Origin of the sequence: Nostoc sp. 'Peltigera membranacea cyanobiont' 213 (genome assembly GCF_002245975.1) — a bacterium.
Classification (GTDB): domain Bacteria; phylum Cyanobacteriota; class Cyanobacteriia; order Cyanobacteriales; family Nostocaceae; genus Nostoc.
Window position 1 is genome coordinate 45,927 of sequence record NZ_NOLI01000018.1, and the last position, 14,271, is coordinate 60,197.

A 14,271-nucleotide genomic window follows, 5' to 3' on the forward strand; every position below is an offset into this window, starting at 1 on the left:
TTCGTTAAAAAAACTGACTTTGAGAAAGAGTTAAGCTTTAACTGAACCTTATTTGGATTAGACTTTGCCACCTACGCGATACCACTTGTGGTAGACAGCGCGATCGCTACCCAACACAAAAGTTTCAACACGGTTCGGAGCCGAAGCAACCGCAGCCGGCGCAGCAATAGAGTAGCCACCCAGATTATTCCAACCGACCCAGTTTGAGCCATCCCAGTACTTCTGGTACACTGCACCGTTACGAGCAATGATGTAAATATCTAGGCGATTTTCAATTCCAGAAGCAGCCGCAACACCATACTGAGAATAGCCACCGAGTTTTTCCCAACCACTCGAGGTTGAACCATCCCAATACTTTTGATAGATGGCGCGATCGCTACCCAAGGCAAAGGTGTCAATCCGGTTTAATCCCCAAGAAACCGCAGCTGGTGTTGAAATACAGTAGCCCCCCAGCCTTTCCCAATCACCCCAGATTGAGGCATCCCAAGACTTTTGGTATATGGCTCCATCCCAGTTGACGATAAACAGATCCAGCCGATTTTCTCCCCAAGAAGCAGCCGCGACACCATACTGAGAGTAGCCGCCAAGATTTAGCCAATCGCTCCAGGTTGAGCCATCCCAGCCTTTATGATATACGGAGCGATCGCCCCCAATCACAAAGATATCAATCCGATTCTCTCCTCTGGCGATCGCAGATGGTGCAGAAGTACAGTAGCCTCCCAGCCTTTCCCAATCACTCCAAACTGAGCCATGCCACTTTTTGTAATAAACAGCACTATCTTTGCCAATGCTAAAGACATCTAGCCGATTTTCTGCCCCCGAAGTGGCAGCAACACCGTACTGAGAGTAACCCCCAAGATTTTCGCCATCCATCGCAAAGGTTGGCATATCTCCTAACGAAGCAGCCCCCATCATCGGGTATGGGGTTGGTGGAGGATAGGGCATACGTACAGAAGCGTCTTGAAGTTCCATTTCAAGCGGTGGCATCTCGTTAGATATTTCCTCGGCGGTTGTTTGGCTCATTGTCATTTAATTACGAATTACGATTTATCTAGAGTCTTTAAAATTACTTTTGCAGCTAGTTGATGTCCCGCAGGATTCCAATGACCATCAATATCAAAGTAAAGCTTTTCTTGTTTGCTATTTTTTCTAAAATCATCAGTTAGATTGACACAAGTTACATCTTGTAATTTTGCAAGGTCACATAAACGCTGATACCCAATTTCTTCATTTTTGAGCAAATCTACATTCTCAGGAAATAACTGGACGTAATCTTTGATATAAGCTGATTCTTTTGAAGGTACAAGAAAAACAAACAGCTTAACTTGATTTTCTTTGGTCAAACGAATAATTCGTGATAACGCCGCTTCTACTTTGATCACTCCATCAGATGTCAAATAATCGCTATCTACACCTACTCCTGACTCAGGTGCTGCCAGCGATAAATTAAATAAAGTTAAACCATTTTTTGCTTCTTTAGAGATAGAAGTTCCAGCTTTTACTGGCAAGTTTTTTTTGTTATTTTTCCAGACAAACTGGTACAAAAAGGTTTTTTCATACCAAGGCGAAAAACTTCTTTCTTTAAGCGTATCATATATCTTTTGACCAATATCAGATGGATAATTAGTCAAATCATTAGCAACTATGGATAAGATGGCTGTCTGAGGTTTATATTTGGCGATCCATTCATTAAATAATGTTTCATATTGAGCAAAAGAATAACCGGGAACACCTAAATTGATTACTGTCTGTTGCAACTCTGATTCTACCAGTCTGGGAAATATTTTTTCTTCACTGACCCATTGACCCCATGTAAATGAATCTCCAATAAAATACAAGTTCGATTTTGTGTAATCTCTCCCTATATTGCGAAATCCATAACTATCTGTATTAGCAACTTCTGCAACTTTTGCTTCTTGCCAAACAGTTTTGAAATCCTTCAGGTTTGATTTAGGTTTGTAGCCTAATTGAGCATCCGGTTGAATAAATTGATAAAAAATTTGCGCCTTGGACTTTTGTGGGGCAGCAACTCCAGTAGTAATGGCAAAAGTTTCGATGATTAACAGCCCAACTATAACTCCAGCCAGCATGAGGAATAAATTTTGTAGCCAAGGCTTTATTTTTCCCATCAATTCCTACTCTTATAATTACGAATTACGAATTATTTTGGTCAATCCCTTTTCACACAGTGTTTTAGCAACAATCTCCCCTGCTAACTGATGTCCCAAAGCATTCCAATGTCCATCGCAACGAAAAGTATTATCAAACCCATGTAAGCAGATATTATTTTGCTCGGCATAAGCCTGAAAAGATTTTCCTAGATTAATAGTAGTAAAATCTTCACGTTCTCCTAATGCTGCAATCCGCTTTTCTGGGTAAAACCAATCTGTTAACCCTGACACTTCCTGATGATGACGCACGACAGGATCGGGATTAACTTGCAGGGCAGTTGTTAGTGTTACTACAGCAAAATTCGCTTTTTTAGTAATTGTTTCATTATGTATGAAACTAATTAGTCTTTCTGTTTGTTGCCATGCTTGTTCCCATTCAGGATCGGTTGCAGTGTTGTATGCAAGCCATTCTGTTTGCTTCCAGACATTCTGCCATTCAGGGTCATTATAGGGAGAAACTTTTGTAGGTTGTGTTGCTAGTTGGGTGTCTCGTTTTTTATTATCTTGGTGAGGAAGTGGGAAAGCGTATTTTGCTTGTTTTAAAATCTGTAAAATCCGTAAACGATCTTGAACTTGGAGATAAGCCTGATGCCACAATGACTTTTGTGAGCGATAAATATCCATATTTACAAACGAGTCATCAAGCACCCAATTATCATCTCGATCAACAAAATAGGGTTTCATGAGGGCGCTATTATCCATAGCAGTCTGACTCACCATTTTTTCAGTGAGACTGCGGGAATTGTTGATGACATCGTTACCTGGATAAAAATTCAGAAGTACGAGGTCTGGTGAATAGTTCCAGACCTTTTCTTGCAAGGCGATTAGTTCTTGATCTGTTCCATAACCATTGACTCCGAAGTTCATCACTTCTACGTCACGATCTGCTAGGGTGGGACAATTTTTCAGTTCGCGTTCGATGACGGCGGCGAGTCCTTGTGTTTGTGGCAGTTGGCGTGCTTCTGTAAAAGAATCTCCCAGCAAGGCAATACGGATAGTATTCTCTGGCTTAACTAAGGAATGTTCTCGGTCGTGAAAACCCTCACTGTTGTATTGGATATAGGCTTCCCCTTCGTCATGCACCCACCCAGCCGCATAAGGTCGTCCTGCCCAACCTCTATGTTCATCAAAGGTATAAAATGTCTTGTATTCAACGCCAGCAATGCGTAAGCCAATTTCTACAACAGCTAGCCCTAAGACAATTCCGCCTAGCAATAAAGCTAGGGTTAGCATCACCCCTACCCACCGCTTTAATGATAATGACGATGTTACCACCTCGCATTCCTCAAAATAGTGTGTAAATAAATGGTGCAAGTACGGATGACTGTGCGAACACAATCAAGATACCTAAGAGTAATAGTGTGACGATGAGTGGTAATAAGAAGAACTTGCGGCGTTCTTTCAGCAATCCCCACAAATCTTTCAGCAAGTCTTGTGTTGTTTCAAGCATTAGAAGGGTTTCTCCATTTTGTTTATAGGTTTAACTTGATTGATAATGCGATAAGTTTTTACGTCAGCATCTAGCTTTCTGGCCATCGCATCATGATGAAACACGCCTCGCATCACTAGACCGATTGGTGTGATTAAGGTGTAGAAAATAATACTGAGAATTATCCGCGTATTAATCCAACCTAAAACTAGTCCAATCCTCATCCAAATTTGGTAAACACCATTGAGCGTGGTGGGAGCAATCAGCGCCCACACCCAAAGGATGCTAGCAATTACCCAAGGTAAAATGGGTAAAGACTCATGGTGTATCAAGGGCAGTAGACTACCGAATAAGCCAGCAGCGATCGCACCACCAAGCAGTCCAAAATCCCGTAGTCCTTTCCGATCGAGTTGTTGTATTTCGTTCATCGGCGTTAATCTAATTCAAATTCTGTTTTCCAAGATTCATCTTTCTGTATCTGGGGTTGGTTCGATTTGGCGAGGAGAAAGTTCTCTAATACCAAGTAGTCCATCTCCGTTCTCATAAAACAGCGATAGGCATCTTCTGGGGTACACACAATTGGTTCGCCTCGGACATTAAATGATGTGTTTACTAAAACTGCACAGCCCGTTTTTGCCTGAAAATGTCGCAGCAGTTCATAGTATCGAGGATTGGTTTGTTGATGAACCGTTTGAATCCGAGCAGAATAATCTACATGAGTGATAGCGGGAATTTGCGATCGCTTCACGTTTAACTTATCTATACCAAACAACTCCTCCTGTTCTGTTGTCATGGGAATCCGCAACTCGGCTTTGATTGGTGCAACCAAAAGCATATAAGGGCTGGGACTTTCAAGCTCAAAGTAGTTAGAAACCTGTTCTGCTAAGACAGAAGGGGCAAAGGGACGGAAGGATTCGCGGTATTTAATTTTCAGGTTCATCACCGATTGCATCTTGGGATTACGAGGATCGCCGACGATCGAACGACCTCCCAAAGCTCGCGGGCCAAACTCCATCCTGCCAGAGAACCAACCCACAACATTCCCTTGCTCTAGAATTTCAGCAAGTTCGGGCATGAGTTTGTCATCTTCTAGGTATTGGTAGGGCGCATTCACAGACTGGAGATAGTCTTGAATCTCTGTTTTCCCAAAGCAAGGGCCTAGATAGCCGCCCCGCATGGCATCCCCATCGTGAGGAATGCGAGGCTTTTCATGATACTGATGCCAAATAGCTAATGCTGCTCCAACTGCTCCCCCTGCGTCTCCGGCGGCTGGTTGAATCCAAATATCCCGAAAATCTGTTTCTCGCAAAATGCGTCCATTGGCAACGCAATTTAGGGCAACTCCACCGGCTAAACAGAGATAGTCTGTGTCCAGTTCCTTTTTAACTGTTCTTGCCAAACGCAAAACGACTTCCTCGGTAACGTGTTGGATAGAACAAGCTATATCCATTTCTCGCTGGGTGAGTTTACCCTCGCTTTGGCGTGGTTCACCACCAAACAATTGATGAAATTTCGGGGTAGTCATAGTCAACCCCGTGGTGTAGTTGAAGTAGTCCATATTCAACCGAAATGTGCCATCTTCCTTGAGATCCAAAAGATGGTTGAGGATATGGTCTACATATTTGGGTTCACCGTAGGGCGCTAAACCCATGAGTTTGTATTCGCCAGAGTTGACCTTGAAACCTGTGTAATAGGTGAAGGCAGAATAAAGCAGCCCCAAGGAATGGGGAAAATCAATTTCCCATTGGGGAGTGAGTTGATGGTCTTCTCCCAACCAAACTGAGGTAGTTGCCCATTCTCCGACTCCATCAAGGCATAGCACCGCCGCGCGATCGAAAGGGCTGGGGAAAAAGGCAGAAGCAGCGTGCGCTTGGTGATGTTCAGTAAACAAAAGTTGGGGTAATTGCGTTTTTTTGCAATCTCCGAGGGTTGCCAGTTCCTTTTTTAACAACGTTTTGAGGTAAAGCTTTTCTTTTAACCAAACTGGCATTGCTGCAATAAAGGAACCTAATCCCTTGGGTGCGTAAGCGAGATAGGTTTCTAAGAGTCGCTCAAATTTGACCAATGGCTTATCGTAGAAAACGATTTGGTCTACTTCTGATAATCCAATACCTGCTTGTTTGAGACAATAAGCGATCGCACCTTTAGGAAATCTCGCATCATGTTTTTTGCGGGAAAAACGCTCCTCTTGTGCGGCGGCAACAATATCACCATCCACAACTAAGGCGGCGGCACTATCGTGGTAATAAGCTGAAATTCCTAAAATACGCATTTTTTATATAAAACTCCCATTTTTATTTATTCCCTATTCCCTATTCCCTAACTCGATATCAGTCAATTTCCATAGACCCAAACTCTTTTGTGGGTAGTCCTTTCTTTCAGTCGTTTCTTCGTCAATGATTTCCAGCATATCGGGAAAGTTGTACGGAGGTAATTTTAAATCGATTGCTCGCCAATCACCTGTAACAATATCTTTATTTTCAAGTATCCCCGGATAAGTTGTAGTTAAAAGATATTTAGAATTGCTTTTTTTAAAGTTTTTAATTACAGCAATAGCATCTTGAAATGAGAGATGTACTAAACAATCTCTACAGAAAATCAAATCGACTTGTGGCAGTGAATCTGTTGCTAAATCGAGATTAGTAAATTCTCGGACTTCGTTACCATAACTACGTTGATTTGTAGTAATTAAGTCAGCAACAATATCACATCCAATGTATTTTTCTATATTAAGTTGGGCTTCTTTTAACCAATAAAAATCTCCACAAGGAGCATCAAGCATTGTTTTGATATTAAGTTTCTCCAGCAAAATTGGTAGTTTTTTGATGATTACCGATGTTTGTTGAAGAGTAGAACCTCTTCCAGAAATAGATTCCTGACCATCCCACCGATTACGATAATATATATCACTAAAAACTTCTTTTCTGCTTTTACCTCTAAAAGATAAAAGCATCAATTCATATTGTAGGTTAAACGAGAGATAATCGAAGAAAGATTTGATTTGATTTGAAATCGTATTTTTGCTCATAGCTTTTAATAAAAAATACAAAATTAACTAAAATTGAAAATAAACAAATGGTTGAGGATTGATGGCTGCAAACCGAAGTATTGTTGAAACTATCACCCCATAAAAAACCGCAAAACTCCATTGAGGAATTTTTTGCCACCAGCCCGCCAACCAATTTTTATAAGCGACCCAGTGCATCATAACTAAAGGTATAAAAATCCAAGCTACTTGGATGTTTAGGTTTTCCGAACCAGGAGAATTGAGGAATACAAAAGATTTCGCTATTTGGATAGCACTAGTGATATCGTTACTCCGAAAGAAGATTGCAGACGCACAAAACCAGTAAAATGTCAGTGGTATGCCTAACATATTTCTGAGTGGTAGCAATCGCTTGTAGGGAGCAATCCAAGATGACCATTTCTTGTGAACAATTAAAGCAACGCCATTCAATCCTCCCCAAACAACAAAATGCCAAGCCGCACCATGCCAAAGTCCAGAGGTAAGCATCAGGATGAGAATATTTCTAGACTGAAAGAATTCTGTGCGTTCTTCTTTTGGTCGCATTTTCATCAAAGGGCTATAAATATAGTCTCGCAGCCAGGTGAAAAGCGTAATGTGCCAACGTTGCCACAACTGAGTGACATTTGCAGAAAAGTAGGGAAAATTAAAGTTGAGGGGTAGCTTATATCCCAGTAAACCTGCACAGGCGATCGCCATATCAGAATAGCCAGAAAAGTCGCAGTATATTTGTATAGCGAAAGAAATTACGGCAATCCAACAACTTAAGACAGTATAAGCTTCTGGATTCGTGAAATACTGGTCTACCAAGGGAGAAAGATTATCCGAAATACAAGCTTTCTTGAAATATCCCACCAGAAAAAGCGTTAAGCATCCCTGAAAATCAACCTTGTTTAAAGTTTTTGGAGTTAATAGTTGAGGCAAAAAAGTAGATGCGCGGACAATAGGGCCTGCAACTAACTGGGGGAAAAAAGTTACAAATAGAGCAAAATCCCAAAAATTATTAATAGGTTTGAGTTTACCCAAATAGGCATCAATTGAATAGCTCAGAGTTTGAAATGTATAAAAACTAATTCCTGCTGGCAGAATGATTTGAAGGGTATTAATACTAACAGGTAGACCCAGAAAAATTAATAAGTTTGAGGCAGAGTCAACGAAGAAGTTATAGTACTTAAAAAATCCTAATAAACCTAAATTTACAACTAAACTGAGTACTAACCATCCTTGGCGCTGCTGCTGATTTATTGGTTTATTCAGCAGTGCATCCCAAGAGAAAAAATTTATCCATCCATTTTTTACAGTCTCAGTTGTTTGAATTTCTGCTTTTACTATTGAATTATCTACCTGTGGTCTAGATAACATCAAACCAACAAAGTAATCAACAACTGTCGAAAGCAAAAGCAGGGAAAGAAAGCGCCAATCCCAAACACCATAAAAAATGTAACTACAGATTAATAACCAAGTTTTACGATGATCGTGTTTCTGCAAAGCCCAGTAGATGCAGAAAATAATCATAAAGAAAAAGAGAAAACGAAATTCTGTAAAAACCATATTTATTCTCAGGTGTGAATTAACTAGTAACTAGCGAGTTGGAGATATTTTTTCATGTTTGATTGGAAAATTTTGCTTTGATTGACTGACTTCTAGATACAAGTGATTGATTAGATGAATTCAAATATTGAGAAAATTCTGCTGCAAAAATGCGTGTAAATTCTTGAGCGCCTTCGTGATTTAAATGCCTACCATCAGATCGGCGATCAACTTCGTATAAAGTAGTGAAAGTATTGGGTCTATTAAAAGCAAATAAATTAGAAATATAACCATTATTGTAAGCTTTTGTAATAGCAGAATTATCAAAATCAGTATTTAAAACTGGAGGAATAAAGAAAATAGGTTCCATTTTATTTTGACTATCAATTCTAGAATCTATGTTTTTAATAATTTTGATTGCATAAGAATTAAGTGGATACGTATCTTTTCCTCGAACAAAAACTCCTGATTTTGATTGATTTAGTTGCTCTTGATAACTCTCCAAGCGTTTCGATAGAAAAATTTGTTTCCATTTTTCACTATTTTCCAGCCAATCCATTGCATAATATCCGGCTTCCTGTATTAATTTATCACCAGATATTCCTTTTGGTAATACTTCCGATACTTCCGATTTTTGCAGCCAAAAATTAGAAAAATAACCAATACCTAACCATCTATAAAGAAAACTTACTGAATTTGCATAAAACCCGCTAATTTTCTCTTTCAAAGTAGAGGTTGACTCAGAAATTAATTGAAAATTTTCTATCGTTTTTATAGGAGTATGCCAATAAACATTTTTAGCCGCAGTCGGTGCATCCTCCATAAAAAAGTCAACTAAGCAGTCTAAAAATATCCATTTTAAGTTTGCTGGTTTTAAAGCGAGAATCTTTTGTAAATAGAAATCCAATTCAGCTACATTTGCCGCCATGATTCCAAAGTTGAAAGACCTGATAGTTTTCCCATTAGCTGCCATTGTTGCATCGAATACTTTAGGGACAACTCCTTGGTAAGTAGTACTAGGCCCTAAGAAAATAACATCATAATCATCTTTGTGATCGCTAAAATATTGGAACTTAATACTGATATCACCAAGATTTTGAGGACTAACAGAAGAGGGTAAAACCGTATTGATTAATCCCGCAGTCGAAATCAAAGAAAGCATAAAAATCATGCTATAAGAAAACATAACTACTGATCTTGGTACTACTTTTTTCCAGGTATCTACATTCATTGTTAGTTGTATTAAGAATAAATTACTTATTTTTGTTTCATGCTGAGACCCAAAGGCACAGAGAGGAAAAAGTTTAATTTTTGGAGTAAGTTAAAATCGATGTATTATTATTGTTTCTTTGGATGTAAAATTCACTCGTTAAAATAGGTGGATACTTTGCAGTTTCATTTGTCTCTAAACAACTGTCAGGACAAGCGATTTCGGCATCATTATTAGGAGAGGCAAAAAAAGCAAAGGAGTATCTTGGTTTAATGTCGTGGGATACAGATGGGATGGCAACTTGGTGTTTTGTGGCATAAACTTTATCATTCGTCCATCTTTGTAAAACTTCTCCTGCCATGACGACAACCGTATCAGGAATTAGGGGAACTGGAATTCGCGCTCCAGCTTTGGTGCAAATTTCTAAGCCTTCTACCTCATACTGAAATACATAAGTAATAGTGTTTCCATCTGTATGTTCTCCCAGGCGAATATTTTGGGATTGCGGAAGTTCAGATGCACCAGGATAGTGATGTAAACCCATAGCATGGTTTTGCTCAGAATGTAATTCAGTAAAATACGATTCTGGCAGCTTCAAAGCAATGGCTAAAGCTTCAAGAACTTTTAGCGTACTTGCGTGGCAAGCTATGAAAAATTGCAGCATCACTTCCCGGAACTCAGGTTGATTCTGTAGCCATTGGTTCGGTTGGTGAAAAGGATGATCTAGCTTATCTAATTCCTCTGGTTTCATTTCTCTACCAAAATAAAACTGTTCGCTGAGTATGCTTGACATCCCCATAGGAATATATCCTCGATGACATTTTTCTGTTAAAGCTACCTGCTTTTTATCCTCTAATGGCAGTCCAAACAAATCCTTGGCTTGAGTAAATGCTTGAGTAATCAAAGTTGCGTTTATATCGTGATTTTTCAGGTAAAAACATCCCATTTCCTGTAAAGCACTGGCGATTTGATTGGCAATTAATTCTTTAGCAACTCTGTCACCAACTAAAAATAGATGTAAGTCAATAACAGGAATCTGTGTTGAAATAATAGGCTCTTTTGAAAGTTCGTTAATTGATAGCATCGTTAAAAATGAATTGAGTTATAAATTCAAGTTTGTAGTATGCGCTTTAGCGCTAAAGCGCATACTACAAACAAAAAGGTCTATTTTTTTTCAGATGCATAGCTTCCTGTCGCAATTTGATTGATATATTCATGGGTGCGAATTGGTGGATAGTTGGGTGTTGCGTTTGACTCTAAGCAAGTAATTTCGGCATCGTAATCAGGAGACTCAAAATAGATAATTGAGTACCTGGGATTACTAGGAAATTTGGAAGGTAGGGGAACTCGATGTTTGGTGGCGGGAAACTTATCGTTTGTCCAGCGCTGCATTAAATCTGCAAGGATGACCAGAACTTTACCAGGGACGAAGGGGGCTGCAATCCACTCTCCCGCATCGTTGCAAACTTCTAGCCCAGCCGTCTCATCTTGAAATATTAAGGTAATACTGCCGTAATCTGTATGTTCAGCGAAGCGAGTCTCGCCGAGAGGGAGAGCTTGGTGTAGAGATGGATAGTGATTGATAGAGGTGTTGAAGTTGCGTTCTAGATGGAAATCGGTGAAGTAGGATTCTGGTAGTTTCAAGGCGATCGCGATCGCTTGTAAAATACTAAAGGACGCATCACGACAAGTTGTAAAAAATTCTAGTAGCAGTTGGCGAAACTCTTTTTGGTTTTCAGGCCATCGATTAGGTTCACCAAATCCTTGGGGAGTTACACCCGCTTCATCGGTTGCAACGTCTAAACCAAAATTGAATGCTTCTAGCAATACTCGCTCTTTACCACGAGCAACATAGCCTCGACTCGTTCCTGGAGCAAGTTTTACTTGATTTTTCTCCTCTTGTGGTAGGGCGAAAAAACTTTGCGCTTGAGCAAAAACTCGATCGACTAAGGTCTGAGGTACACAATTTTCGAGGTAAAAACATCCAATTTCTTGAATAGCACACGAGATTTGATTGGCAACTGTTTCTTTAGCTGCAATATCACCAACCATAAATGGATGGAAATCAATCACAGGAATCTGTGTGGAAACAATTACTTGGGGTTCACGTTCTTTGATTGGGTTCATCGTTTAAAAATTCCTCTTTGTAATTTTGAAAGTTAGATTTAATTTGGTTTTTTAAGTACAGCGTTGTGTAAAATCGTAATGTTTTGAAACGCAGAGGGTCGCAAAGTAAACGCAAAGTAGCGCAAAGGTTTGAAGAATTTGCTCAAAATTTGTTAATTATTGATAGGATTACTTTTCAGTTCATAAATATTCCAAAATGTTCCTTGTAAAGCCGAATGTTTCACCCCCTGAATCCGATTTCGCATAGACACCATTGATAATGAATTTACTAGATAAATAAACGGTAAATATTCCTGACTCAACCTTTGAGTTTCTGCATAAATTTGTTTACGCTGTGCTTCATTTGCTGCTGTACCTTGAATGTAGAGATCGTCAATCTTTTGTTCCCAATCTGCTACCTCCTGTTTAGTAATCGGTATTTGTCCGGCTTGGGGTTGGCGGTTGAAAAAATGCCAGTTCCCTTTAGTAGACCAAATATTTACTGCTTCGTTGGGTTCTACTGTCATTGGGAAACCATCAATAATCTGACAATCCCAATCCAGACGATTTGCTAATTTGTCTACAACCAATCCCACTCCAATCAAATTTAAATCTACCTGAATTCCTATCTGGCTCAAATCGTCTTGAATTAAAGGAGCCATGTTTTGCAACACCTTATTACCAACATTAGCGGTGAGCGTAAACCGGACTCGATTCCCATCGCTATCGAATAACTCACCTTGATTGTTGTATCGAAAACCTGCTTTGAGAAGTAATGCTTTTGCCTTCTCTTGGTTATAGTTGTAGACTGGTAAACCTGCTTGCTGAGAAAGATAGTAAGGACTCTGCACGGCTATGGGTGAATTTTGTAGCGCTCCTACACCTGCAAATAGGTTGTTTACCATCCGCGGGCGATTGATGCTATAAGCAACGGCTTGGCGGAATGCTACTGTATTGAACCAGCGAGATTTAATCGGATTAATTAAAGGCTGACCATTTCTTAGTCCTGTATTCAAATTAAACATCATCGCTGTGCTTCCTGTTTGAGAACCACCGTTATAAATTGTGAATTCTCCCCTTTTTTCTTCTCGTTTCAATAATGAAAAATAGTTAGAATTTACCTCAATAAAATCAAGTCCTCCAGAACGAAATTGAATTAATGCTGTATCATTATTGCTAACCGTATTTAGAACAATGCGATCGATATAGGGTTGAGTATGATTTTGAGTATCTTTACGCCAGTAATAGGGATTTTTGCGAAAGGTTATTCGCTCACTTGGAACGTATGATTCCAATTTATAAGCACCGTTGCTAACAATTTGATTGGGTGGAGTATTTGTTCCCCAGATTGAGAGAAATAGCGGTCTACCTGCTGAGTCTTTTGTGGTGATGCTGGATCGCAGAATGTGAGCAGGTAAAATTTCTAGTTTTGTTGTGCGAAGAAAGGGAGCAAAAGGTTCTGGAAGGGTAAATTCAACGCGCCAATTATCTAATTTTTTCACTGTAGGAAAACTGCGAGTTTTGCCTATTTGTAAAAAATCTTTGGCATAGGAAGGAATAGCAGGATTCGTGTAAATATCTTTATAAGTAAACACCACATCATCAGCAGTTAGTGGTTTACCATCTGACCATTTCAGTCCTTTCCTCAGTGTAAAAATAATGCGCTTCTGGTCTTCAGAAGTTTCCCACGATCGCGCTAATGCTGGTTTAATTTCTCCTCGACCATTTTCACGAATTAGCCCTTCATAGAGGAAAGTCAAAATTCCGACTCCCTGCTCCATCAACTGAGGGTTAAAGGTGTTGGGTTCGGCAGAACTACTAAGGATGATTTGAGATCCAGCTACTGCTTTGTTGATCGAGTTAGTTTGGACGCAACTAACTAGGACAATCGCCAGGATAAATCCGATGATAGCTGGCGATTGCCGACGGCAAATAGTAGTAAGTGCGATCAATCTTCGCATAGTTGTACTCTCAGAAACTTCTTTTACCTACCCTACATGGCGCTGTATCCCCCATCCACCATCAAAATTGCCCCCGTCACATAAGAAGCTGCTTCAGACGCGAGAAATATCACTGGGCCGATGAGTTCCTCTGGTTTTCCGCGTCGCTGCATGGGAATCACAGCACTCAGATGTTGCCGATCTTCCTGTGGCGATCGCCGAAATGTTTCAGTACCTTCCATAATGTTGTCTATATAGCCAGGAGCAAAAGCATTAACTCGAATCTGACGATCTGCCCATTCCAGTGCTAGCGATCGCACTAGTAAATTTACCCCTCCTTTCGATGCTGTATAAGCCGCCGAACCACTTATTCCCACTACACCGCCAATAGAAGAGTTCATAATAATTGAGCCGCCTGTCCCTTGTTCGATCATTTGTTGAGCCGCCAGTTGAGCGCAATGGAAGTATCCTTTCAAATTGACGTTGATGATGTTATCCCACTCCAACTCCTCTAAGTCAGCCGCCGGTTTGATGATGTCAATGCCGGCATTACACACCATAATGTCAAGCCTGTGATAGTGCGCCACAGTTTGCTCAATTAGGTGTAAACAATCTTGGCGATTTCTGACATCGGTGGGAATTGCGATCGCTTCGCCTCCAGCCTCCTGAATTATTTGTGCAGTTTTTTCTGCTTCGGTTGCTTTAATATCAGCAACCACAACCTTTGTGCCTACAGATGCTAATCCTTGAGCTATGGATTTGCCGATACCTCGTGCAGATCCGGTGATAATGGCGACTTTTCCTGTTAGGTCAAAAAGGGAGGGTTTCACGGTTTTTTAGTCAATTAGTAAGGGTTGTCA

At 40.1% G+C, this 14,271-nt stretch carries 13 protein-coding genes; all 13 read right to left on the reverse strand.

What is annotated here, in order from left to right:
- Nucleotides 1-57: 57 nt before the first annotated feature.
- The 13 genes from CDG77_RS07985 to CDG77_RS08040 all read right to left on the reverse strand — a co-directional run bounded on the left by CDG77_RS07985 (nt 58) and on the right by CDG77_RS08040 (nt 14,241).
- Nucleotides 58-1,029, reverse strand: coding sequence for a carbohydrate-binding protein (locus CDG77_RS07985; RefSeq protein WP_143856975.1), 972 nt, complete (start codon nt 1,027-1,029; stop codon nt 58-60).
- A gap of 11 nt (nt 1,030-1,040) precedes the next feature.
- Nucleotides 1,041-2,129 carry an SGNH/GDSL hydrolase family protein gene (locus CDG77_RS07990; protein WP_094328869.1) on the reverse strand — a complete coding sequence of 363 codons (1,089 nt, stop codon included), beginning with the start codon at nt 2,127-2,129 and terminating at the stop codon, nt 1,041-1,043.
- Between the two features lie 18 nt (nt 2,130-2,147).
- Entirely contained in the window at nt 2,148-3,446 is a 1,299-nt protein-coding gene (locus CDG77_RS07995; RefSeq protein WP_143856976.1) for an SGNH/GDSL hydrolase family protein, read from the reverse strand.
- Between the two features lie 10 nt (nt 3,447-3,456).
- Nucleotides 3,457-3,621: a DUF5989 family protein gene (locus tag CDG77_RS36295; protein ID WP_190233927.1), complete on the reverse strand. Its 165-nt coding sequence runs from the start codon at nt 3,619-3,621 to the stop codon at nt 3,457-3,459.
- Nucleotides 3,621-4,028 carry an SxtJ family membrane protein gene (locus tag CDG77_RS08000; RefSeq protein WP_094328871.1) on the reverse strand — a complete coding sequence of 136 codons (408 nt, stop codon included), beginning with the start codon at nt 4,026-4,028 and terminating at the stop codon, nt 3,621-3,623. Before CDG77_RS08000 ends, CDG77_RS36295 begins: the two co-directional genes overlap by 1 nt.
- Before the next feature lie 5 nt (nt 4,029-4,033).
- Nucleotides 4,034-5,872, reverse strand: coding sequence for a carbamoyltransferase family protein (locus CDG77_RS08005; RefSeq protein ID WP_094328872.1), 1,839 nt, complete (start codon nt 5,870-5,872; stop codon nt 4,034-4,036).
- Nucleotides 5,873-5,905: 33 nt separating this feature from the next.
- The gene (locus CDG77_RS08010) at nt 5,906-6,628 is read right to left on the reverse strand and encodes a class I SAM-dependent methyltransferase (protein ID WP_094328873.1); all 723 of its coding nucleotides are present in this window, start codon (nt 6,626-6,628) and stop codon (nt 5,906-5,908) included.
- 27 nt (nt 6,629-6,655) lie between these two features.
- A complete protein-coding gene (locus CDG77_RS08015; RefSeq protein WP_094328874.1) occupies nt 6,656-8,176 on the reverse strand; it encodes an MBOAT family O-acyltransferase in 1,521 nt (506 codons plus the stop codon).
- Between the two features lie 52 nt (nt 8,177-8,228).
- The gene (locus CDG77_RS08020) at nt 8,229-9,386 is read right to left on the reverse strand and encodes a hypothetical protein (RefSeq protein ID WP_094328875.1); all 1,158 of its coding nucleotides are present in this window, start codon (nt 9,384-9,386) and stop codon (nt 8,229-8,231) included.
- Between the two features lie 73 nt (nt 9,387-9,459).
- Nucleotides 9,460-10,449 carry an isopenicillin N synthase family dioxygenase gene (locus tag CDG77_RS08025; RefSeq protein ID WP_094328876.1) on the reverse strand — a complete coding sequence of 330 codons (990 nt, stop codon included), beginning with the start codon at nt 10,447-10,449 and terminating at the stop codon, nt 9,460-9,462.
- A gap of 80 nt (nt 10,450-10,529) precedes the next feature.
- Nucleotides 10,530-11,492, reverse strand: coding sequence for an isopenicillin N synthase family dioxygenase (locus CDG77_RS08030; RefSeq protein WP_094328877.1), 963 nt, complete (start codon nt 11,490-11,492; stop codon nt 10,530-10,532).
- Nucleotides 11,493-11,644: 152 nt separating this feature from the next.
- The gene (locus tag CDG77_RS08035) at nt 11,645-13,432 is read right to left on the reverse strand and encodes an ABC transporter substrate-binding protein (RefSeq protein ID WP_094328878.1); all 1,788 of its coding nucleotides are present in this window, start codon (nt 13,430-13,432) and stop codon (nt 11,645-11,647) included.
- Between the two features lie 32 nt (nt 13,433-13,464).
- On the reverse strand, nt 13,465-14,241 hold the full coding sequence (locus tag CDG77_RS08040) for an SDR family NAD(P)-dependent oxidoreductase (RefSeq protein WP_094328879.1): 777 nt from the start codon (nt 14,239-14,241) through the stop codon (nt 13,465-13,467).
- Nucleotides 14,242-14,271 lie beyond the last annotated feature (30 nt).